Raw genomic sequence first — 18,304 nt, 5'->3', positions numbered from 1 at the left:
TTGGCACGCTGTTGAGTTCTCAAGGTGCGGACGCTTCCTTCGTTCCTGTTTCCAGGCCCTCCGGGCGCTTCCTTCGTTTCCGACTCTATCAGATCTTTCCGATCCGATTTCCTCGGTGCTTTCCGGTCCCGAATTTGTTTTCTCGGGGCCTTCCGGCGCTTCCACTACTTTAGCCGATTTCCCCGGCGGCTCATAATCGAGCCATTCGAAGCGAATTCCGGCATGCCGAAATAGGCCCCGTAGGGATTCGTCGCAGTGAGTGGTTGGCCGCTCTCGGGGTGCTTGAAGAAGCACCACCGTCTCAAGCGGCTCGGGCTACATTACGCGTCCGTCGAGGCCGGGTCAAGTCGGCGCTTCCGGGGCGTGTGGGGACGGTACGGACTGACCGTCGGGTCCTCGGCGATCCAGAAGCGCCAGGGATGCGGGGCGCCGTCGCCGCCGACGCCGGTGCGCGGGCCCGTACGGATGAGGGCAGGGGACGGCGGGGTGCCGGTGAGGACGCCGAGGGGGGCGTCCGGGCCGGCGCAGACGTCGGTGCCGTTCAGGGAGCGGGGGACGTCCAGGGCGGTGGCGAGGCGGGCCGGGCCCTGCGCCAGTTCGGCGTCCTTGCGGGCCGTGCGGCGGCGGGGGCGGGCCAGCTCCGCGCCGTGCAGGATCTCGCCGGCTCGGAGCAGCACCCCGCTCGCCTCGCCCTCCGGGCCGCACACCAGGTTCAGGCAGTGCCACATGCCGTAGGTGAAGTAGACGTACGCGTGACCCGGCGGGCCGAACATGACGGCGTTGCGGGGCGTACGGCCACGGAAGGCGTGCGAGCCCGGGTCGATCGCTCCGGCGTACGCCTCCACCTCGGTGAGCCGCAGTGCGATGCGGCCCTCGGCGGTGGTACGCACGAGGGTGCGGCCCAGGAGGTCGGGGGCGACCTCCAGGACGGGGCGGTCGAAGAAGCTCCGCGGGAGCGGCGTACGGTCGGGGCTCTCGCTCATGGCGTCCGAGCGTAACGGGGAACGCTCCGGAACCCGCTACGGTCGTCGCGCGTATGTAGGGGACAGGAACGAGAAGGAGTGAGTGGCATGGGATTCAAGAAGCTGCTGGCGAGCCTGGGTGCCGGCGGGGCCACCGTGGAGACGGTGCTCACCGAGGAGAACGTGGTCCCGGGCGGCGTCGTCCAGGGCGAGGTCCGGATCCAGGGCGGCAGCGTCGACCAGCAGATCGAGGGCCTGTCCGTCGGTCTGCAGGCGCGTGTCGAGGTCGAGGGCGGCGACCAGGAGCACAAGCAGGACGTCGAGTTCGTGAAGGTGCGGCTGGGCGGTGCCTTCGAGGTGAAGGCCGGCGCGGTGCACGTGGTGCCGTTCGGCCTGGAGATCCCGTGGGAGACCCCGGTCAACACGATCGGCGGCCAGCGACTGCACGGCATGGAGATCGGCGTCTCCACCGAGCTGGAGATCGCGCGCGCGGTGGACTCGGGCGACCTCGACCCGATCAACGTGCACCCGCTGCCGGCGCAGCAGGCGATCCTCGACGCCTTCATCCAGCTGGGCTTCCGCTTCAAGAGCGCGGACATGGAGCGCGGGCACATCCGCGGCACCCGCCAGAAGCTCCCCTTCTACCAGGAGATCGAGTTCTTCGCGCCGCAGCAGTACCGCGGCCTGAACCAGGTCGAGGTCAGCTTCGTCGCGGACGACCGCGAGATGGACGTCGTCCTGGAGATGGACAAGAAGCCGGGGCTCTTCACCGAGGGCAGCGACTCCTTCCGGGCGTTCAAGGTCGGTCTGGACGACTACCAGGGCACCGACTGGAACGCCTACCTGAACCAGTGGCTCGCCGAGGTCGGTGGCCGTCGCAACTGGATGTGACACGGACGGCCAGGAGGTTTCGATCATGACCGAGGGTCAGAGGGCACCGCTCCCCCACGCCTTCCATCCGCCGGTGGCGGAGTTCACGGTGACGAGCGACGACGTGGCGCCCGGCGCGGTGCTGAAGGACGCTCAGGTGTACGCGGAGGGGAACACCTCCCCGCAGCTGCGCTGGGAGGGATTCCCGGCGGAGACCAAGAGCTTCGCCGTGACCTGCTTCGATCCGGACGCCCCGACGGGCAGCGGGTTCTGGCACTGGGTGGTCTTCGACATCCCGGTGTCCGTGACCGAGCTGCCCACGGGTGCCGGCTCGGGCTCCTTCGAGGGGCTGCCGGCCGGTGCGGTGCACGCGCGGAACGACTACGGGTCGAAGGAGTTCGGCGGGGCGGCCCCGCCGGCCGGGGACCCGGCGCACCGGTACGTGTTCACGGTGTACGCGGTGGACACGGAGAAGCTGGGGCCGGACGCCGACACCCCGCCGGCCGCGGTCGGGTTCAACCTGCGGTTCCACACGCTGGGCCGGGCCCAGTTGGTCGGTGAGTACGCGGCTCCCGCGGCAGGTTGATCGTTCGTCTGTTGTTTGCCCGCTTCTGGTCCTGGAGAGATCAGAAGCGGGCATCTTTTGTTGCGCACGAAATTACGTTGTCCGACCCCGGCCTGCCCGGCCATCGTTTGATCCAAGCCCGCCAGGGGGTGGGCCGGCACACGGGAGGTGGGCACAATGCGGGACACGCTGGTACTGAACGCGAGCTTCGAGCCGCTTTCGACGGTCACACTCAACCGTGCGGTGGTGCTTGTCCTGCAGGACAAGGCCGTCGTGGAGCAGTCCCATCCCGATCTGCGGGTGCGTGCCGCCGCCGTGGACCTTCCGGTGCCCCGGGTGATCAGGCTCTGCCGGTTCGTCCGGGTGCCCTTCCGAAGACAGGCGCCGTGGTCGAGGAGGGGCGTGCTGGTCAGGGACCAGCACCGGTGCGCGTACTGCGGGAAGCGCGCGACGACCGTGGACCACGTGGTGCCGCGGGCGCAGGGTGGTGGGGACAGCTGGCTGAACACGGTGGCGTCCTGCGCGGAGGACAACCACCGGAAGGCGGACCGGACGCCCGAGCAGGCGGGGATGCCACTGCTGTTCGAGCCGTTCGTGCCGACGCCGGCGGACGCGATGCTGCTGGCGATGCGGGCCGGTGAGCGGTCGGAGCTGCCGGAGTGGCTGGCGCGTACCGCCGCCTGATCCGTACGGACGTGTCAGGGCCCGCCCCCGTCGGGGCGGGCCCCGCGTCGTTCCGGGGTCACTTCAGGGTGAGCTGGAGGATGGCGACGACGCCGACGGCGATGATCACGCCGCGCAGGACGGCGGGCTTGAGGCGGCGGCCGACCTTGGCGCCGATCTGGCCGCCGAGGGTGGAGCCGAGGGCGATGAGGAGGACGGCGGTCCAGTCGAACTCGGCGACGAAGAGGAAGAAGACGGCGGCGACGCCGTTGACGAGGGCGCCGAGGACGTTCTTGACCGCGTTGATCCGCTGGAGGTCGTCGTGGAGGAGCAGGCCCATGAGGGAGAGGTAGAGGACTCCCTGGGCGGCGCCGAAGTAACCGCCGTACATGCTGGCGAGGGTGAGGCCGACGAGGAGGGCCGGGCCGCCGTCGGGGTGGGCCTCGGTGCCGGTGCGTTCGCGCCGGCGGCGGACGGCGGCGGCGATGCGGGGCTGGAAGAGGACGAGGATCAGGGCCAGTCCGATGAGGACGGGGACGATCGCGTCGAACGCCTCGGACGGCAGGGCGAGCAGCAGGATCGCGCCGACGAGGCCGCCGACGAGGGCGGCGGCGCCGAGGCGGAGCACCCGGCGGGTCTGGCCCTTGAGCTCGCGGCGGTAGCCGATGGCTCCGCTGATGGAGCCTGGGACGAGGCCGAGGGCGTTGGAGACGTTCGCGGTGATCGGGGGCAGTCCGGTCGCGAGGAGGACCGGGAACGTGATGAGCGTCCCCGATCCCACGATGGTGTTGATGGCGCCGGCGCCGATGCCGGCGGCGAAGACCGCCAGCATTTCCCAGATGGACAAGGCCGTTTCCTCACATGGTCAGTGGCTCGCCTCCCCGCCCTGCGCGTGGCGAGGGTCGAGGGGCTCGCACCGATCATGCCCGGAGTTACGTGTACGTGTCAGCAATCTGTTCAGTCGACGGTGGGTTCTTCTCGCCTGGCGGGCGGGACGTCCTTGGTGAAGGAGGGGGCCGGAGCACCCTGGCCCATGTTGCCGAGGGCTCCGGAGAGGCCCTTGAGGGCGTCGCCGATCTCGCTGGGGACGATCCAGAGCTTGTTGGCGTCGCCCTCGGCGATCTTGGGGAGCATCTGGAGGTACTGGTATGAGAGGAGCTTCTGGTCCGGGTCTCCGGCGTGGATGGCCTCGAAGACGGTGCGGACGGCCTGGGCCTCGCCCTCGGCGCGCAGGGCGGCGGCCTGGGACTCGCCCTCGGCGCGGAGGATGGCGGACTGCTTCTCGCCCTCGGCGCGGAGGATCTCGGACTGGCGGACGCCCTCGGCCTGGAGGATGGCGGCGCGCTTGTCGCGGTCGGCGCGCATCTGCTTCTCCATGGAGTCCTGGATGGAGGTCGGCGGCTCGATCGCCTTGAGCTCGACGCGGTTGACGCGGATGCCCCACTTGCCGGTGGCCTCGTCGAGGACGCCGCGGAGGGCGGCGTTGATGTCCTCGCGGGAGGTGAGGGTCCGCTCCAGGTCCATGCCGCCGATGATGTTGCGGAGGGTGGTGACGGTGAGCTGCTCGATGGCCTGGATGTAGCTGGCGACCTCGTAGGTCGCGGCCCGCGCGTCGGTCACCTGGTAGTAGATGACGGTGTCGATGTTGACGACCAGGTTGTCCTGGGTGATCACCGGCTGGGGCGGGAAGGGGACGACCTGTTCGCGGAGGTCGATGCGGTTGCGGATCGTGTCGATGAACGGGACGACGATGTTGAGGCCGGCGTTGAGGGTGCGCGTGTAGCGGCCGAAGCGCTCCACGATCGCGGCGCTGGCCTGCGGGATGACCTGGATCGTCTTGATCAGGGCGATGAAGACGAGCACCACCAGAATGATCAGGACGATGATGACTGCTGACATCGTGTTCCCCGTGCCCTTCGCTGCCGGTTGTCTGCCGGGTCTGTTTCGATGATCGAGTTTCCCAGACGGCGGGGCGTCATGGGCGGCCTTCGGTCAGATGACGACGGCGGTCGCCCCCTCGATCTCGACGACGTCGACCTCCTCGCCCGGTTCGAAGACGCGGGTGGCGTCGAGGGAGCGGGCCGACCAGATCTCGCCGGCGAGTTTGATGCGGCCGCCCTGGGCGTCGACCCGCTCCAGGACGCGGGCCTGACGGCCCTTCAGCGCGTCGATGCCGGTGGCGAGGGCGGGGTCGCCCTTGCGGTGGCGGGCGGCGATGGGCCGCACGACGGCGATGAGCGCGACGGAGACGACCACGAAGACGATCACCTGGGCGGTGAGGCCGAAGCCGAGGGCGGCGGTGACCGCGCCCGCGACGGCGCCGACCGCGAACATGCCGAACTCGGGCATCGCGGTGAGGACCAGGGGAATGCCGAGCCCCACCGCGCCGATCAGCCACCAGATCCATGCGTCGATGTCCACAGGGTCATGGTAGGGCGGGTGGGGCCTCGTGGGACAGGGCGCGGCGGGGTGCCGGTTCGGGCGCCGGTGCCGTGGCTGTGCGGGTCACGGCGGTTCACGGCCCTGTGGGGCGGGGCTACTTGAGGGGCAGGCCCTGCGCGGTCCAGCGGTCTCCGACGCGCTCGACGACGAGCGGGAGGCCGAAACAGCGGGAGAGGTTGCGGGAGTTGAGCTCGGTCTCCATGGGTCCGGCGGCGAGCAGCTTGCCCTGACGGATCATCAGGACATGGGTGAAGCCGGGCGGGATCTCCTCGACGTGGTGGGTGACCATGATCATGGAGGGGGCGTACGGGTCCCGGGCGAGGCGGCCGAGGCGGCGGACCAGGTCCTCGCGGCCGCCGAGGTCGAGACCGGCGGCGGGCTCGTCGAGGAGGAGCAGCTCGGGGTCGGTCATCATCGCGCGGGCGATCAGGGTGCGCTTGCGCTCGCCCTCGGAGAGGGTGCCGAACTTGCGGTCCAGGTAGTCGTTCATGCCGAGGCGGTCGAGGAAGGCGCGGGCGCGGTCCTCGTCGACCGGGTCGTAGTCCTCGTGCCAGGTGGCGGTCATGCCGTACGCGGCGGTGAGGACGGTCTGCAGAACGGTCTGGCGCTTGGGCAGCTTCTCCGCCATGGCGATGCCGGCCATGCCGATGCGGGGGCGCAGCTCGAAGACGTCGACGCCGCCGAGGCGCTCGCCGAGGACGGTGGCGGTGCCGGTGGTGGGGTAGAGGTAGCTGGAGGCGACGTTGAGGAGGGTGGTCTTGCCGGCGCCGTTGGGGCCGAGGATGACCCAGCGCTCTCCTTCCTTGACCGACCAGGAGACCCCGTCCACCAGAGCCCGTCCGTCGCGGACCACGGATACGTCCACCAGCTCCAGTACATCGCTCATGAGCGCGTTGTCTCCCCTTGCCGTCGAGTCGTGTCGGCTCGTGTCGTCGCCTTGGGCCGCGGGCGCGGCGTCCACGGGAAAACCTACGTCATCGGCGGGGCGGGCCGGTCCCTAGGGCGTCGTTCGGGTCCTTAGTCTGGGGGGATGCTTTCGGAACCACGTTCAGGACGCCTGGCCGCCTGGGGGAATGCCCTGCTGGCCGGGGCGGTGTCGCCGGACGACGCGGCGCTGGCGATTGTCGGGGAGGACTCGGTGCACCGCGTGGCGGGGCTGCCGGGTGAGGCGGGCCCGGTGGGGCTGACGCTGGCGCTGGGCCGGCTGCGGCGGCTCGGGGTGACCGGGTGGCGGGTGGCGCTGCCGGCGCCGGGGCATCCGCTGGGGCTGAGCGGGCCGCCGGACTTCAACGCGCGCGCGTTGGAGGCGGAGGAGGCGGTGGTCGGGTACGGGGCGCCGTACGGGCTCGTGCCGGAGGTCTCGGAGGCGGGGCCGCGCGGCGACGTGCACGTCGAGGTGGTGTGGCACTGCCTCACGGTGCGGGAGGCTCCGCCGGCGGACGTGCCGTCACTGAGCGAGGCGGAGCGGGAGCTGGCGGAGGCGCTGCGGGACGCGACGCTGGCGCTGACGCGGCTGGACGTGGCGGCGTCGGGTCCGGCGGCGGAGGCGGCGCGGGACGCGTACCGCGCGCGGGCGGAGGCGGGCCGCGAGATCCTCGCCCCCGGCTACCCGCCGCGCGCGGTCCGGGTCCTGGAGCTGGCCCAGCGGATCGGCCTGATGGTCGACCTGGCGTACGGCAACGGCCACGGGGGCGCGGTCAGCGCGTCCGAGATGACGGCGCGGGGGGCTGCGCTGGCGCCGGTGGAGAGGGTGGCGCGGAGGGCGCAGGTCGCCGCGTACAACTCCTGGGTGGAGGAGCGGGAGCGGGAGCGGGGGGTCTGACCTTCTGTGGCCGGCCGCGGCGGACACCCCCTTTCCCGGCGGACGGAGTCCGGCGCAGCGGACCGAAGCCCGAGAGGCGCCCCCGGCGCCGAACGGTGCGAGGAACGCGATGAACGGGAGGGGCTGGCGGCGCGGGGGGCTGCGCTGGCGCCGGTGGAGAGGGTGGCTCGGAGGGCACAGGTCGCCGCGTACAACTCCTGGGTGGAGGAGCGGGAGCGGGAGCGGGGGGGCTGACCTTCGCGGGCGTGCGGGTGGCTTCGCCGTGCGGGTTCCGGGGTGCGGCCGGGTCCAGGGGGTGCGGGTTTCGGGGGACGGGCGCCGCCCTGGGGGTGTTGTGCCCACCCGTTCCGCCTGGGGGTACCCCCTCTGGGGGAGGAACGCATGCCCACAACGGGGGGCGGAAGGCATGCCGACCGCGGGGGGGCGGAACGCATGGCCACCGCGTGCGAACGCGGCGACGGCCCCCGGGGGTGCCGGGGGCCGTCGGTGGTGCGGGGTGGTCAGCCGTTGAAGGCGCCGTTGCCGAAGGCGGGGTTGAGCAGGCCGATCACGTTGACCGTGTTGCCGGAGACGTTCACGGGGACGTGGACCGGGACCTGCACCAGGTTGCCGGAGGCGACGCCCGGGGAGTTGAGCGCCTTGCCGTGGGCGTCGGCGCCGTGGGCGGAGGCCACGCCGGCACCGGCGGCGACGATGCCACCGGCGACCATGGTGAGGGCAGCGGCCTTCTTGAGGTTCTTCACTTGGTACTTCCTCCTGGTCCGTCGCTGCGGCCGGTCCGCCGCAGCACGCCATGGAGAACGCCGCCGCCCCCGCCGGGTTGCGCCGAACGGGGGATGTACACCCGACCGTATGACCTTCTGAACGGGCGTGCGCCCCGGCGCGTGAACGGCGCGTTTCAGGTGGTGAAGCCGTGGCGGACCGCCCAGAGCGCCGCCTGGGTGCGGTCGGCGAGGTCGAGTTTCATGAGGATGTTCGAGACGTGGGTCTTCACCGTCTTCTCGGAGAGGACGAGGGCCCGGGCGATCTCGCGGTTGGAGCGGCCGTCGGCGATGAGGCCGAGGACCTCGCGCTCGCGCTCGGTGAGGGTGGTGCCGCGTCCCGTACCGCCCTGGGCGTCGTCCTGGGTCAGCAGGAAGCCGGCGACCTCGGGCTGGAGCAGGACGTGGCCGGCGTGGACGGAGCGGATGGCGCCGGCCAGCGCGTCGGGGTCGACGTCCTTGTAGACGTAGCCGGCGGCGCCGGCCCGCAGGGCGGGGACGACGGTGCGCTGCTCGGTGAAGCTGGTGACGATGAGGACCTTCGCCGGGTTGGCGAGGGCCCGGAGCCGCTTGAGGGCCTCGATGCCGTCGGTGCCCGGCATCTTCACGTCCATGAGGACGACGTCGGGCCGGAGCTCCTCGGCGCGGGCGACGCCCTCGGCGCCGTCGGCGGCCTCGCCGACGACCTCTATGTCGTCCTGGACCTCCAGGAAGGTGCGCAGGCCGCGGCGGACGACCTGGTGGTCGTCGACCAGGAGCACGCGGATGGGCTTGTCAGCCACCGGGGACCTCCATATCGATCGTGGTGCCCTCGCCGGGGGCGGAGGTCACGGTGAGGCCGCCGCCGACGCCGGCGGCGCGGTCACGCATGGACACCAGGCCGAGGTGGCGGCCGGCGCGGCGGACCGTCCTCGGGTCGAAGCCCCGGCCGTCGTCGGTGACGGTGAGCCGGGCGCCCTGGCCGCTCCGGGCGAGGGTGACGGCGACCCTGGCGGCGTCGGCGTGCCGCAGGGCGTTGTGCAGGGCTTCCTGGGCGACCCGGAGGACGGCCTCCTCCTGGGCGGCGGGCAGGGCGCGGATGCCGGGGCTGTCGAAGACCACGGTGGCGGTGTGGGCGCGGTCGAGGACCTGGATCTGGGTGCGCAGGGTGTGGACGAGGCCGTCCTCGTCGAGGGCGGCGGGGCGGAGCTCGACGACGGCGGCGCGCAGCTCGTCCGCGGCCTCGGCCGCGAGGGCGGCGACCTGCTGGAGCTCGCCCTTGGCGCGGGCGGGGTCGCGGTCGACGAGGGCGGCGGCGGCCTGGGCGGTGAGCCGGAGCGAGAAGAGCTTCTGGCTGACGGCGTCGTGCAGCTCGTGGGCGAGCCGGGAGCGCTCCTCTGCGATGGTGAGCTCGCGGCTGCGCTCGTACAGGCGGGCGTTGGTGAGGGCGATGGCGGCGTGCTGGGCGAGGATGCCGAGGAGCTCCTCGTCCTCCGCGGTGAAGCCGCAGCCGCCCTCGGGCTTGGGGCAGCGCTTGTTGGCGAGGAAGAGGGCGCCCAGGGTCTCGTCGCCGTCGCGGACGGGGAGGCCGAGGAAGTCGGAGAGCTCGGGGTGGGCGTCGGGCCAGCCGCCGAAGCGGGGGTCCTCGCGGACGTCGGCGAGCCGCTCGGGCTCGGCCTTGTGGAGCATCGCGGCGAGGACGCCGTGCTGCCGGGGCAGCGGGCCGATGGCCTTCCACTGCGCGTCGCTGACGCCGTCGACGACGAACTGGGCGAAGCCGCCGTGGTCGTCGGGGACGCCCAGGGCCGCGTACTCGGCGTCGAGGAGCTCGCGGGCGGAGGCCACGATCGTCTTGAGGACGTCGCGGACCTCCATCTGCCGGCTCATCGCCAGGAGTGCGGTGCTCACGGCGGCGAGGCCGGAGCTCGGTCGGTGGCTCATGGGTTCACGGTACCGGCGGGGTACGACGGTCCGGATGGGGCTGTGGACGGCCGTGGACCAGGTCGCGGGACCTAGGTCGAAGTGCCCCTCGGGGCCGCCCGGCCCGCACCGGCACGGCGGCCCCGTACGCGCGTGCCTGAGGGCCGGGACGTACGCGCGTGCCGGAGGCAGGGACGCACGGAGCGCCGTGCCGGTGCGGGGAAGAACGCGCGTGCCTGAGGGCCGGGACGTACGCGCGTGTCGGAAAGAGGGACGTACGCGCGCGCGTGCGGGGGCGGGTGGCTCGGGGGCGCGTGGTCCGTCTGCTCGCGTACAGGGGCGTACGCCGGGGTGGTGAGGGGGTGCCGCGCGGGGAGGAGTTCGGGCCGGGGGCGTGTCCTCCTTGAGGTGGAGGGCGGTCACCGTGCGCATTGCTGACGCAACTTCCGGTGAGTTTGTTACGTCCCCTATGTGAGCCCGCGCATAGGACGCAGGTCACTTACGAAGCTCCCTAGTGGGGCGTTCTGGGGTGGTTCGGGGCGGGACGAACCAGCCCTGAGGGCATGTGTCGGGCACGTACACGGGCCCCTGATCCACTACCCGGGATCGTACGTCACACCTTTGCCACCCGATTTTGCTGCCGCTAAGAATTGCCCCCGTCGCCGCCGAGCAGGCGCAGCGCCGCCCCGGCCCAGCGACCCCCAGCGATTCGAAGAGGTAGTCCTGCATGTCTCAGAACACCCCTGGCCACAGTCGTGGTCTGAAGAAGACCCACAAGGCCACGATCGCCGGCGTCGCCGCCCTGGGCGCAGCCGCGCTCACCCTCTCCCTCGTGCCCGGCAACGGCTCCACGGAGACCGAGCCGCAGGCGCTGAACACGAGCCAGCGGGTGGCGTGGTCGTACGACGCCGCCGCCCCGCAGGCGAAGGCGCTGGCCGCGAGCGTGACCGACCAGCACACCACCGTGGGCCTCCAGGCCAAGCTGGACGCCGCGGCGAAGGCCAAGGCGCAGGCCGCGGCCAAGGCGAAGGCCGTCAAGGCCGCCCAGGTCAAGGCCGCCGCCCAGGCGAAGGCCGACGCGGCCGCGAAGAAGGCCGCCGCCCAGGCGAAGGCCGCGGCGAAGGCCAAGGCCGCCGCCAAGGCGAAGGCCGACGCGAAGAAGCGCGCCGCGGCGAAGACGGCCGCGAGCCGTTCCGTCGCCCGGACCCCGGTCTTCGCGAACAACCTCGACGGCTGGATCCGCGAGGCGCTCTTCATCATGGACAAGCACAACATCCCGGGCTCGTACCACGGCCTGCACAAGAACATCATGCGCGAGTCCAGCGGCAACCCGTACGCGATCAACAACTGGGACATCAACGCCCGCAACGGCGTCCCGTCCAAGGGCCTGCTCCAGGTGATCTACCCGACGTTCAAGGCGTACCACGTCAAGGGCACCAAGTTCGACCAGTACGACCCGGTCGCCAACATCGTCGCCGCCGCCAACTACGCGGCCGACCGCTACGGCTCGATCGACAACGTCAACAGCGCGTACTGAGCCTGTTCCGACGACGCCGAAGGGCGGCACCCCGTGCGGGGTGCCGCCCTTCGGCGTGTGCGAGGCGCGTGCGGCGGGCGCCGTTACTTGCGCATGACCTCGGGCTCGTGGCGGCGCAGCAGGCGCGCGACCAGGATGCCGAGGACGGTGGTCATGAAGAGCAGGACGCCGATGTTGAAGCCCCACTGGCCGGCGCTGTGCTCCCACAGCGGGTCCAGGTCGGTGGGGTTCTTCGGGTCCCACGGCGCCATGAGGTGCGCGAGGTCGAGCGTGGTGCCGGCGCCGGCGATGGCCCAGCGGGAGGGCATGAGCCAGGCGAACTGCTCCAGGCCGGGCGAGCCGAAGACCTTGAAGAGGATGCCGGTGAACACGACCTGGACGATCGCGAACATGACCAGCAGCGGCATGGTCTTCTCGGCGGTCTTCACCAGGGCGGAGATGACCAGGCCGACCATCATCGAGGTGAGGCCGAGGGCGATGACGACGAGGCAGAGCTCGACGGCCGGCGGCATGAGGAGGCCCTCGGCGGGCAGGTCGCGGATGGCGAAGCCGATGACGCAGAGGATGACGCCCTGGAAGGCCGTGATGACGCCGAGGACGATCACCTTGGACATCAGGTAGGCCGAGCGGGAGAGGCCGGTGGCGCGCTCCCGTTCGTAGATGACCCGTTCCTTGATCAGCTCTCGTACGGAGTTCGCGGCGCCGGAGAAGCACATGCCGACCGCGAGGATCAGCATGATGATGCCGGCGTCGCCGTTGAACCGGGCCGGCGGTGTCGGCGGCGCGAGGCCGAAGTCGGCGGGGATGACGACCGAGACGGAGCCGATCACCGCCGGGAGGATCACCATGAGGGCGAGGAAGCCCTTGTCGGAGACGATCACCGAGGTGTAGCGGCGGATCAGCGTCCACAGCTGGGAGCCCCAGCCCTGCGGCTTGGGCGGGCGGGACATCGCCTGCTGCGGCATGTGGACGGGCTGGGCGGCGACGGCGTCGATGTCGGCGGCGTACAGCTGGTAGTGCTGCGAGCCCTTCCAGCGGCCGGCCCAGTCGTAGTCGCGGTAGTTCTCGAAGGCGGAGAAGACGTCGGCCCAGGAGGAGTAGCCGAAGAAGTTCAGCGCCTCGTCGGGCGGGCCGAAGTACGCCACGGAGCCGCCGGGCGCCATCACCAGGAGCTTGTCGCAGAGGGCCAGCTCGGCGACGGAGTGGGTGACGACGAGGACGGTGCGGCCGTCGTCGGCGAGGCCGCGGAGCAGCTGCATGACGTCGCGGTCCATGCCCGGGTCGAGGCCGGAGGTCGGCTCGTCCAGGAAGATCAGCGAGGGCTTGGTCAGCAGCTCCAGGGCGACGGAGACGCGCTTGCGCTGGCCACCGGAGAGGGAGGTGACCTTCTTCTCCTTGTGGATGTCGAGCTTGAGCTCGCGCAGCACCTCGTCGATGCGGGCCTCGCGCTCGGCGGTCGCGGTGTCGCCGGGGAAGCGGAGCTTGGCGGCGTACCGGAGCGCCTTCTGGACGGTCAGCTCCTTGTGCAGGATGTCGTCCTGCGGGACCAGGCCGATGCGCTGGCGCAGCTCGGCGAACTGCTTGTAGAGGCTGCGGTTGTCGTAGAGGACGTCGCCCTCGTTGGCGGGCCGGTAGCCGGTGAGCGCCTTGAGGAGGGTGGACTTGCCGGAGCCGGAGGGGCCGATGACGCCGATGAGCGACTTCTCGGGGACGCCGAAGGAGACGTCCTTGAGGATCTGCTTGCCGCCGTCGACGGTGACGGTGAGGTGGCGGGCCGAGAAGGAGACCGAGCCGGTGTCGACGAACTCTTCCAGCTGGCCGCCGACGATCCGGAAGGTGGAGTGGCCGACGCCGACGATGTCCTGCGGGCCGAGGAGGGCGGTGCCGCCCTTGGGGATCGGCTGGCCGTTGACGTAGGTGCCGTTGTGCGAGCCGAGGTCGCGGATCTCCATGCGGCCGTCGGGCGTGGCGTGGAACTCGGCGTGGTGGCGCGAAACCTGGAGGTCGGAGACGACCAGTTCGTTCTCGAGCGCACGGCCGATGCGCATCACGTGCCCGAGGGACAGCTGGTGGAAGGTGGTGGGGCTGCGCTCGGAGTAGGCCGACGACGCCCCCGCGGCGCCGCGGGTCTTCTGGGCGAGCTGCTCGACCGGACCGCCGCCCTGGTGGGGGACCTGCGGCTGGACGTGGCCTCCCTGCTGCGGCGCGGGCTGCTGCCAGCCGCCGTGCTGCGGCGGCGCGGCGTCGTGGGTGGCCCACTCGGCCTGCTGGGCCTGCTGCCCGACCGGCGGCTGGACCGGCTGGACCGGGGCGCCGCCCTGGTGGGCGTGGGCCGGCTGTCCGGCGTGCGCGGCGGAGAGGTTCAGGCGCGGGCCGTCCGTCGGGTTGCCGAGGTGGACGGCGGTCCCGGGGCCGATCTCCAGCTGCTGGAGGCGCTGCCCGGCGACGAAGGTGCCGTTGGTGGAGCCGTGGTCCTCGATGGCCCAGCTCCGGCCGTTCCAGCTGATCGTGGCGTGCCGCCACGAGACCCTGGCGTCGTCGATGACCAGGTCGCCCTGGGGGTCGCGCCCCAGGGTGTACGACCGGGACGGCTCCAGCGTCCAGGTCCTGCCGTTGAGTTCGAGTACGAGTTCTGGCACTCCATGCCCCACTGTGTGTCCCCCGATGCACCCCCGACACGGGGGCCCTAGGGATGGCGAATCATCCTGGGGAACTATTTCAGGCCGGGTCCCCGATCCGAAAGTCGGGCGGCGTGAAGACCCGGGGGAGGGCCTCCGGGCCCCTCCGGGACGGTGTTCGGCCGGGCGGGTGTCCGGAACGCGGGACGGGGCGCCGGGTGGCACCGGGTGCCCGATACGGTGGGAGCACCATGAGCGCATCGCAGACACCGGACGTTCCCGCCGTGCACGCCGCGGACGTGCCCACGCTTCTCGTCAAGATCTTCGGGAAGGACCGGCCCGGTATCACCGCCGGTCTCTTCGACACCCTGGCCGCCTTCTCCGTGGACGTCGTCGACATCGAGCAGGTCGTGTCGCGCGGCCGGCTGGTGCTGTGCGCGCTGGTCACCGAGCCGACCGTCGCCACGCAGGGCGAGCTGCGCGCCACCGTGCACAGCTGGGCCGAGTCGCTGAAGCTCCAGGCGGAGATCATCTCGGGCACCGGCGACAACCGGCCGCGCGGCGAGGGCCGCTCGCACGTGACCGTGCTCGGGCACCCGCTGACGGCCGAGCAGACGGCGGCCATAGCGGCCAGGATCGCCGGCTCGGGCGGCAACATCGACCGTATCTTCCGGCTGGCGAAGTACCCCGTGACGGCGGTCGAGTTCGCGGTGTCGGGCTGTGCGACCGAGGTGCTGCGGACGGCGCTGGCCACCGAGGCGCACACGGTCGGGGTGGACGTGGCCGTGGTCTCGGCGGGGCTGCACCGGCGGGCGCAGCGGCTCGTCGTCATGGACGTGGACTCGACGCTGATCCAGGACGAGGTCATCGAGCTCTTCGCGGCGCACGCGGGGTGCGAGGAGAAGGTCGCCGAGGTGACGGCGGCGGCGATGCGCGGCGAGCTGGACTTCGAGCAGTCGCTGCACGCGCGCGTGGCGCTCCTGGAGGGCCTGGACGCGTCGGTGGTGGACAAGGTGCGGGCCGAGGTGCGGCTCACGCCGGGCGCGCGGACGCTGATCCGTACGCTGAAGCGGCTCGGCTACCAGGTGGGTGTGGTCTCGGGCGGCTTCACGCAGGTCACGGATGATCTGAAGGAGCGGCTCGGGCTCGACTTCGCCCAGGCCAACACCCTGGAGATCGTGGACGGGAAGCTGACCGGCCGGGTCACGGGCGAGATCGTGGACCGGGCGGGCAAGGCGCGGCTGCTGCGCCGGTTCGCGGCGGAGGCCGGGGTGCCGCTGGCGCAGACGGTGGCGATCGGCGACGGCGCCAACGATCTGGACATGCTGAACGCGGCGGGGCTCGGGGTGGCGTTCAACGCCAAGCCGGTGGTGCGGAAGGCCGCCCACACGGCGGTGAACGTGCCGTTCCTCGACACCGTCCTGTACCTGCTGGGGATCACCCGCGAGGAGGTCGAGGCGGCGGACGGCGGCGAGGAGCCGCTGGAGCACTGAGTCCGCCCGCCCGTTGTCGTACGGAGAGGGGCCCGGCCGTCGTGAGGACGGCCGGGCCCCTTTTCGCGTACGGGCATCCGCGGGCGGGCCGGCGGACCGGGCGCGGGGGTCAGGCGTGGGGGGTCCAGAAGTCGACGAGGCGGCCGACGCCGTGCTCGACGGACTTCCAGGTGCCGGTGAAGGCGAGGACGGCGAAGGCGGCGGTCGGGTAGCCGCTGCGGTTCATCCGGGCGATGAGGTCGCCCTCCCCCTCGCCGGCGAGGGCGTCGGCCAGGGCGTGCATGCCGGGGTTGTGGCCGATGAGGAGGACGTCGTCCACGTCCTCCGGGATCTCGTTGAGCAGGGCGATGAGCTCGCCGAGGGACGCCTCGTAGATGCGCTCCTCGTAGACCGTCTTCGGGCGCTCGGGCAGCTCGTGGACGGCGAGCTTCCACGTCTCACGGGTGCGGGCCGCGGTCGAGCAGAGGGCCAGGTCGAAGTGGATGCCGGACTGGGCGAGCCGGCGGCCCGCCACGGGTGCGTCCTTGCGGCCGCGCTCGGCGAGCGGGCGCTCGTGATCGGTCTCCTGGCCCCAGTCCGCCTTCGCGTGCCGGAGCAGCACGATCCTTCGGGTTGATTCGACGCTCATGGTCCACAGCTTGGCACGGATCGGCCCGTCCTGACTCAGAGAGCGAGGGTTTGCCCGATGAGCCGGACGACCCGGCCGATCCCGTCCTCCCCGCCCGCCGCCGCGGCCTCACCGGGCCCGGTGACCAGCAGCAGGAGCACGGTGAAGGCGGCCACCGGGAGCGCGAGGGCCCACCAGGGCAGCCGGGTGTCGACGCCTGCGGGCGTGGTCCGGTCGCCGGTGCGGGTGAGGGCCGCCATGGCCGCCTCCGAGGTGGAGTGCCCCCTGGACGTGGTCCTCGGGGGAGGTGGGTGCCGCGGAACCGCGGTGTGTCTCCACCGTAGGGAGCGCGGGGGCCACGGCCCATCCGGTGATCCACCTACTCGCCCCTGAGTCTTCCCCCTAGGGGATACGGGGGTTGTCCCTACCCCGGGCGGCCGGGGCAGCCCGGGCGGCCGGGGCGGCCGGGGTCCCCGCCCTGCGGGGGTCGGGTCGGGTCACGGGGAGGCGATCGAGGCGATGACACCGATGACGACCGTGATGCCGAGCATCGCGCCGAGCACGAGGAGCAGCTTCTTCTGGCCGCCCTGGGGATTGGGCTCGAGAACGGGCATGGGCCCAGTCTCGCATCTCAGGATTCGTCTTCGATCGTCCGGTCCCGTCCGGCGAGCGATCCCACGATCATCTGCGGCACCATCAGCCCGCCCATGAGGGCGATCGGCACGCCCCAGCCGCCGCTGTGCTGGTAGAGCACGCCGACGAGGAGGGGGCCGGGGATGGAGATGAGGTAGCCGACGCACTGGGCGAAGGCGGAGAGGCGGACGACGCCGGTCCCGGTGCGGGAGCGCATGCCGATCATGGTGAGGGCGAGCGGGAAGGAGCAGTTCGAGATGCCGAGGAGCACCGCCCAGACCCAGGCGCCGCCCGCCGGGGCGAGGAGCAGGCCGGTGTAGCCGACGAGGCCGCAGGTGCCGAGGGCGACCACGATCGGGCCCTGGTGGCGCATCCGGGTGGCGAGGCGCGGGATGACGAAGGCGAGCGGGACGCCCATGACCATGGTGACCGCGAGGAGGACGCCCGCGGTGGAGGCGGGGACGCCGGCGTCGCGGAAGATCTGCGGCATCCAGCCCATGGTGATGTACGCGCCGGTGGCCTGGAGGCCGAAGAAGCAGGCGAGGGCCCAGGCCGTGCGGCTGCGGTACAGGGGACGGAGCGCGGTCTCGGCGGCGGGCGCGGTGCCGGATTCCGTACGGGACGCGGTACGGGACTCCGTACGGGATCCGGCACGGGACCCCGTACGGGACCCGGCACCGGATTCCGTGGTGCCCGGTTCCGTACGGGCGGTGCCGGTGCGGTCCTTGACGAGCGGGAGCCAGGGCAGGACGGCGAGGGCGGCGAGCACCGCCCAGACGCCGAGGCCGAGCCGCCAGTCGCCGCCGAGGGCGTCGGTCATGGGGACGGTGACGGCGGCGGCGAGCGAGGTGCCGAGCGCGAGGGCCATGGAGTACAGCCCGGTCATGCTGCCGATGCGGTCGGGGAAGTACCGCTTGACGATCACCGGCATCAGGACGTTGCTGACGGCGATGCCCATGAGGGCGAGGGCGCTGGCGGCGAGGAAGGCGGCGGTGCCGGAGGCGAGGGGACGCAGCAGCAGGCCGGCGAGGATCGCGGCCATGCCGGCGCAGACGACGGCGGCGGGGCCGAAGCGGCGGGCCAGGCGCGGGGCGGTGATGCCGAAGATCGCGAAGCAGAGCGGCGGCACGGAGGTGAGGACGCCGGCGACGGTGCCGCTCATGTGGAGACCGGCGCTGACCTCTTCGAGGAGGGCGCCGAGGCTGGTGATCGCGGGGCGCAGGTTGAGCGCGGCGAGGACCAGTCCGACGGAGACGAGGCCGAGGGTCCAGCGGGCGGTGCGACCGCCGTCCGGGGTGGTGGGGGCGGAGCGCTCCGGCGCGGGGGCCGGCCGGGTGACGGCGGCGGGGTCGAGGGTCTTCGGCTCGTCTGACATGGGACCATCATAGAATCATGGGATGATTGGTTGTCCAATCCTGAACGAGTACCTGAC

Annotated in this window: 19 protein-coding genes; 6 read left to right on the top strand and 13 right to left on the bottom strand. The window is 71.9% G+C overall.

What is annotated here, in order from left to right:
• Positions 1–320: 320 nt before the first annotated feature.
• Positions 321–983 carry a DNA-3-methyladenine glycosylase gene (locus ACIGHB_RS16415; protein WP_360315533.1) on the bottom strand — a complete coding sequence of 221 codons (663 nt, stop codon included), beginning with the start codon at positions 981–983 and terminating at the stop codon, positions 321–323.
• Between the two features lie 87 nt (positions 984–1,070).
• On the opposite strand from ACIGHB_RS16415, the gene ACIGHB_RS16410 reads away from it, so the two are divergent.
• The 3 genes from ACIGHB_RS16410 to ACIGHB_RS16400 all read left to right on the top strand — a co-directional run bounded on the left by ACIGHB_RS16410 (position 1,071) and on the right by ACIGHB_RS16400 (position 3,081).
• Positions 1,071–1,853, top strand: a complete 783-nt coding sequence (locus tag ACIGHB_RS16410; protein WP_360315535.1) for a sporulation protein — start codon at positions 1,071–1,073, stop codon at positions 1,851–1,853.
• Positions 1,854–1,878: 25 nt separating this feature from the next.
• Complete coding sequence (locus ACIGHB_RS16405; protein ID WP_360315537.1) at positions 1,879–2,418, top strand: YbhB/YbcL family Raf kinase inhibitor-like protein; 540 nt, start codon at positions 1,879–1,881, stop codon at positions 2,416–2,418.
• Positions 2,419–2,574: 156 nt separating this feature from the next.
• A complete protein-coding gene (locus tag ACIGHB_RS16400) occupies positions 2,575–3,081 on the top strand; it encodes an HNH endonuclease (RefSeq protein WP_360315539.1) in 507 nt (168 codons plus the stop codon).
• Positions 3,082–3,139: 58 nt separating this feature from the next.
• Here the strand turns inward: ACIGHB_RS16400 and ACIGHB_RS16395 are convergent, their stop codons facing one another.
• From ACIGHB_RS16395 to ACIGHB_RS16380, 4 genes are all read right to left on the bottom strand, one after another.
• Positions 3,140–3,892, bottom strand: a complete 753-nt coding sequence (locus tag ACIGHB_RS16395; protein ID WP_399913645.1) for a sulfite exporter TauE/SafE family protein — start codon at positions 3,890–3,892, stop codon at positions 3,140–3,142.
• 125 nt (positions 3,893–4,017) lie between these two features.
• Positions 4,018–4,959, bottom strand: a complete 942-nt coding sequence (locus ACIGHB_RS16390) for an SPFH domain-containing protein (RefSeq protein WP_360315541.1) — start codon at positions 4,957–4,959, stop codon at positions 4,018–4,020.
• 93 nt (positions 4,960–5,052) lie between these two features.
• Positions 5,053–5,481, bottom strand: a complete 429-nt coding sequence (locus ACIGHB_RS16385; RefSeq protein WP_360315543.1) for an NfeD family protein — start codon at positions 5,479–5,481, stop codon at positions 5,053–5,055.
• A 115-nt stretch (positions 5,482–5,596) separates the two neighbouring features.
• Positions 5,597–6,388 (bottom strand): ABC transporter ATP-binding protein, encoded by a 792-nt coding sequence (locus tag ACIGHB_RS16380; RefSeq protein ID WP_360315545.1) that lies wholly within the window; start codon positions 6,386–6,388, stop codon positions 5,597–5,599.
• Between the two features lie 144 nt (positions 6,389–6,532).
• Here ACIGHB_RS16380 and ACIGHB_RS16375 point away from each other — a divergent pair, with 144 nt between their 5' ends.
• Positions 6,533–7,324 (top strand): hypothetical protein, encoded by a 792-nt coding sequence (locus tag ACIGHB_RS16375; protein ID WP_399913611.1) that lies wholly within the window; start codon positions 6,533–6,535, stop codon positions 7,322–7,324.
• A gap of 500 nt (positions 7,325–7,824) precedes the next feature.
• Here the strand turns inward: ACIGHB_RS16375 and ACIGHB_RS16370 are convergent, their stop codons facing one another.
• The 3 genes from ACIGHB_RS16370 to ACIGHB_RS16360 form a co-directional block, all read right to left on the bottom strand.
• Positions 7,825–8,067 carry a chaplin gene (locus ACIGHB_RS16370; RefSeq protein ID WP_360315549.1) on the bottom strand — a complete coding sequence of 81 codons (243 nt, stop codon included), beginning with the start codon at positions 8,065–8,067 and terminating at the stop codon, positions 7,825–7,827.
• Between the two features lie 155 nt (positions 8,068–8,222).
• Positions 8,223–8,867 (bottom strand): response regulator transcription factor, encoded by a 645-nt coding sequence (locus ACIGHB_RS16365; RefSeq protein ID WP_360315551.1) that lies wholly within the window; start codon positions 8,865–8,867, stop codon positions 8,223–8,225.
• Positions 8,860–10,005 (bottom strand): GAF domain-containing sensor histidine kinase, encoded by a 1,146-nt coding sequence (locus ACIGHB_RS16360; protein WP_360315553.1) that lies wholly within the window; start codon positions 10,003–10,005, stop codon positions 8,860–8,862. The genes ACIGHB_RS16365 and ACIGHB_RS16360 overlap by 8 nt, the downstream gene beginning before the upstream one ends.
• Before the next feature lie 706 nt (positions 10,006–10,711).
• On the opposite strand from ACIGHB_RS16360, the gene ACIGHB_RS16355 reads away from it, so the two are divergent.
• Positions 10,712–11,521, top strand: coding sequence for a transglycosylase SLT domain-containing protein (locus ACIGHB_RS16355; RefSeq protein WP_360315555.1), 810 nt, complete (start codon positions 10,712–10,714; stop codon positions 11,519–11,521).
• Positions 11,522–11,604: 83 nt separating this feature from the next.
• On the opposite strand, the gene ACIGHB_RS16350 is transcribed toward ACIGHB_RS16355, so the two are convergent.
• A complete protein-coding gene (locus tag ACIGHB_RS16350; RefSeq protein ID WP_399913605.1) occupies positions 11,605–14,172 on the bottom strand; it encodes an FHA domain-containing protein in 2,568 nt (855 codons plus the stop codon).
• A 218-nt stretch (positions 14,173–14,390) separates the two neighbouring features.
• On the opposite strand from ACIGHB_RS16350, the gene serB reads away from it, so the two are divergent.
• Positions 14,391–15,632 (top strand): phosphoserine phosphatase SerB, encoded by a 1,242-nt coding sequence (serB, locus tag ACIGHB_RS16345; RefSeq protein ID WP_388869422.1) that lies wholly within the window; start codon positions 14,391–14,393, stop codon positions 15,630–15,632.
• 109 nt (positions 15,633–15,741) lie between these two features.
• Here the strand turns inward: serB and ACIGHB_RS16340 are convergent, their stop codons facing one another.
• The 4 genes from ACIGHB_RS16340 to ACIGHB_RS16325 form a co-directional block, all read right to left on the bottom strand.
• Positions 15,742–16,260: a histidine phosphatase family protein gene (locus tag ACIGHB_RS16340; protein WP_360315561.1), complete on the bottom strand. Its 519-nt coding sequence runs from the start codon at positions 16,258–16,260 to the stop codon at positions 15,742–15,744.
• Between the two features lie 35 nt (positions 16,261–16,295).
• The gene (locus ACIGHB_RS16335; RefSeq protein WP_360315563.1) at positions 16,296–16,499 is read right to left on the bottom strand and encodes a hypothetical protein; all 204 of its coding nucleotides are present in this window, start codon (positions 16,497–16,499) and stop codon (positions 16,296–16,298) included.
• Positions 16,500–16,736: 237 nt separating this feature from the next.
• Positions 16,737–16,853 carry an SGM_5486 family transporter-associated protein gene (locus tag ACIGHB_RS16330; RefSeq protein WP_360315565.1) on the bottom strand — a complete coding sequence of 39 codons (117 nt, stop codon included), beginning with the start codon at positions 16,851–16,853 and terminating at the stop codon, positions 16,737–16,739.
• A 17-nt stretch (positions 16,854–16,870) separates the two neighbouring features.
• Positions 16,871–18,247, bottom strand: a complete 1,377-nt coding sequence (locus tag ACIGHB_RS16325; RefSeq protein ID WP_399913601.1) for a CynX/NimT family MFS transporter — start codon at positions 18,245–18,247, stop codon at positions 16,871–16,873.
• Positions 18,248–18,304: the final 57 nt, after the last annotated feature.

The organism is Streptomyces sp. NPDC085460 (assembly GCF_044541975.1).
Taxonomy (GTDB): Bacteria; Actinomycetota; Actinomycetes; order Streptomycetales; family Streptomycetaceae; genus Streptomyces.
Note: the sequence above shows the minus strand (reverse complement) of the source record. Positions and strands in the feature narration are given on the sequence as shown.

Excerpts from the sequence above, each read along its gene's own strand:
- ACIGHB_RS16395 (WP_399913645.1), bottom strand. The coding sequence starts at position 3,892 with ATGCTGGCGGTCTTCGCCGCCGGCATCGGCGCCGGCGCCATCAACACC.
- ACIGHB_RS16380 (WP_360315545.1), bottom strand. The coding sequence starts at position 6,388 with ATGAGCGATGTACTGGAGCTGGTGGACGTATCCGTGGTCCGCGACGGA.
- ACIGHB_RS16325 (WP_399913601.1), bottom strand. The coding sequence starts at position 18,247 with ATGTCAGACGAGCCGAAGACCCTCGACCCCGCCGCCGTCACCCGGCCG.
- ACIGHB_RS16410 (WP_360315535.1), top strand. The coding sequence starts at position 1,071 with ATGGGATTCAAGAAGCTGCTGGCGAGCCTGGGTGCCGGCGGGGCCACC.
- ACIGHB_RS16375 (WP_399913611.1), top strand. The coding sequence starts at position 6,533 with ATGCTTTCGGAACCACGTTCAGGACGCCTGGCCGCCTGGGGGAATGCC.
- ACIGHB_RS16330 (WP_360315565.1), bottom strand. The coding sequence starts at position 16,853 with ATGCCCGTTCTCGAGCCCAATCCCCAGGGCGGCCAGAAGAAGCTGCTC.
- ACIGHB_RS16360 (WP_360315553.1), bottom strand. The coding sequence starts at position 10,005 with ATGAGCCACCGACCGAGCTCCGGCCTCGCCGCCGTGAGCACCGCACTC.
- ACIGHB_RS16335 (WP_360315563.1), bottom strand. The coding sequence starts at position 16,499 with ATGGCGGCCCTCACCCGCACCGGCGACCGGACCACGCCCGCAGGCGTC.
- serB (WP_388869422.1), top strand. The coding sequence starts at position 14,391 with ATGAGCGCATCGCAGACACCGGACGTTCCCGCCGTGCACGCCGCGGAC.
- ACIGHB_RS16355 (WP_360315555.1), top strand. The coding sequence starts at position 10,712 with ATGTCTCAGAACACCCCTGGCCACAGTCGTGGTCTGAAGAAGACCCAC.
- ACIGHB_RS16405 (WP_360315537.1), top strand. The coding sequence starts at position 1,879 with ATGACCGAGGGTCAGAGGGCACCGCTCCCCCACGCCTTCCATCCGCCG.
- ACIGHB_RS16340 (WP_360315561.1), bottom strand. The coding sequence starts at position 16,260 with ATGAGCGTCGAATCAACCCGAAGGATCGTGCTGCTCCGGCACGCGAAG.
- ACIGHB_RS16415 (WP_360315533.1), bottom strand. The coding sequence starts at position 983 with ATGAGCGAGAGCCCCGACCGTACGCCGCTCCCGCGGAGCTTCTTCGAC.
- ACIGHB_RS16390 (WP_360315541.1), bottom strand. The coding sequence starts at position 4,959 with ATGTCAGCAGTCATCATCGTCCTGATCATTCTGGTGGTGCTCGTCTTC.
- ACIGHB_RS16400 (WP_360315539.1), top strand. The coding sequence starts at position 2,575 with ATGCGGGACACGCTGGTACTGAACGCGAGCTTCGAGCCGCTTTCGACG.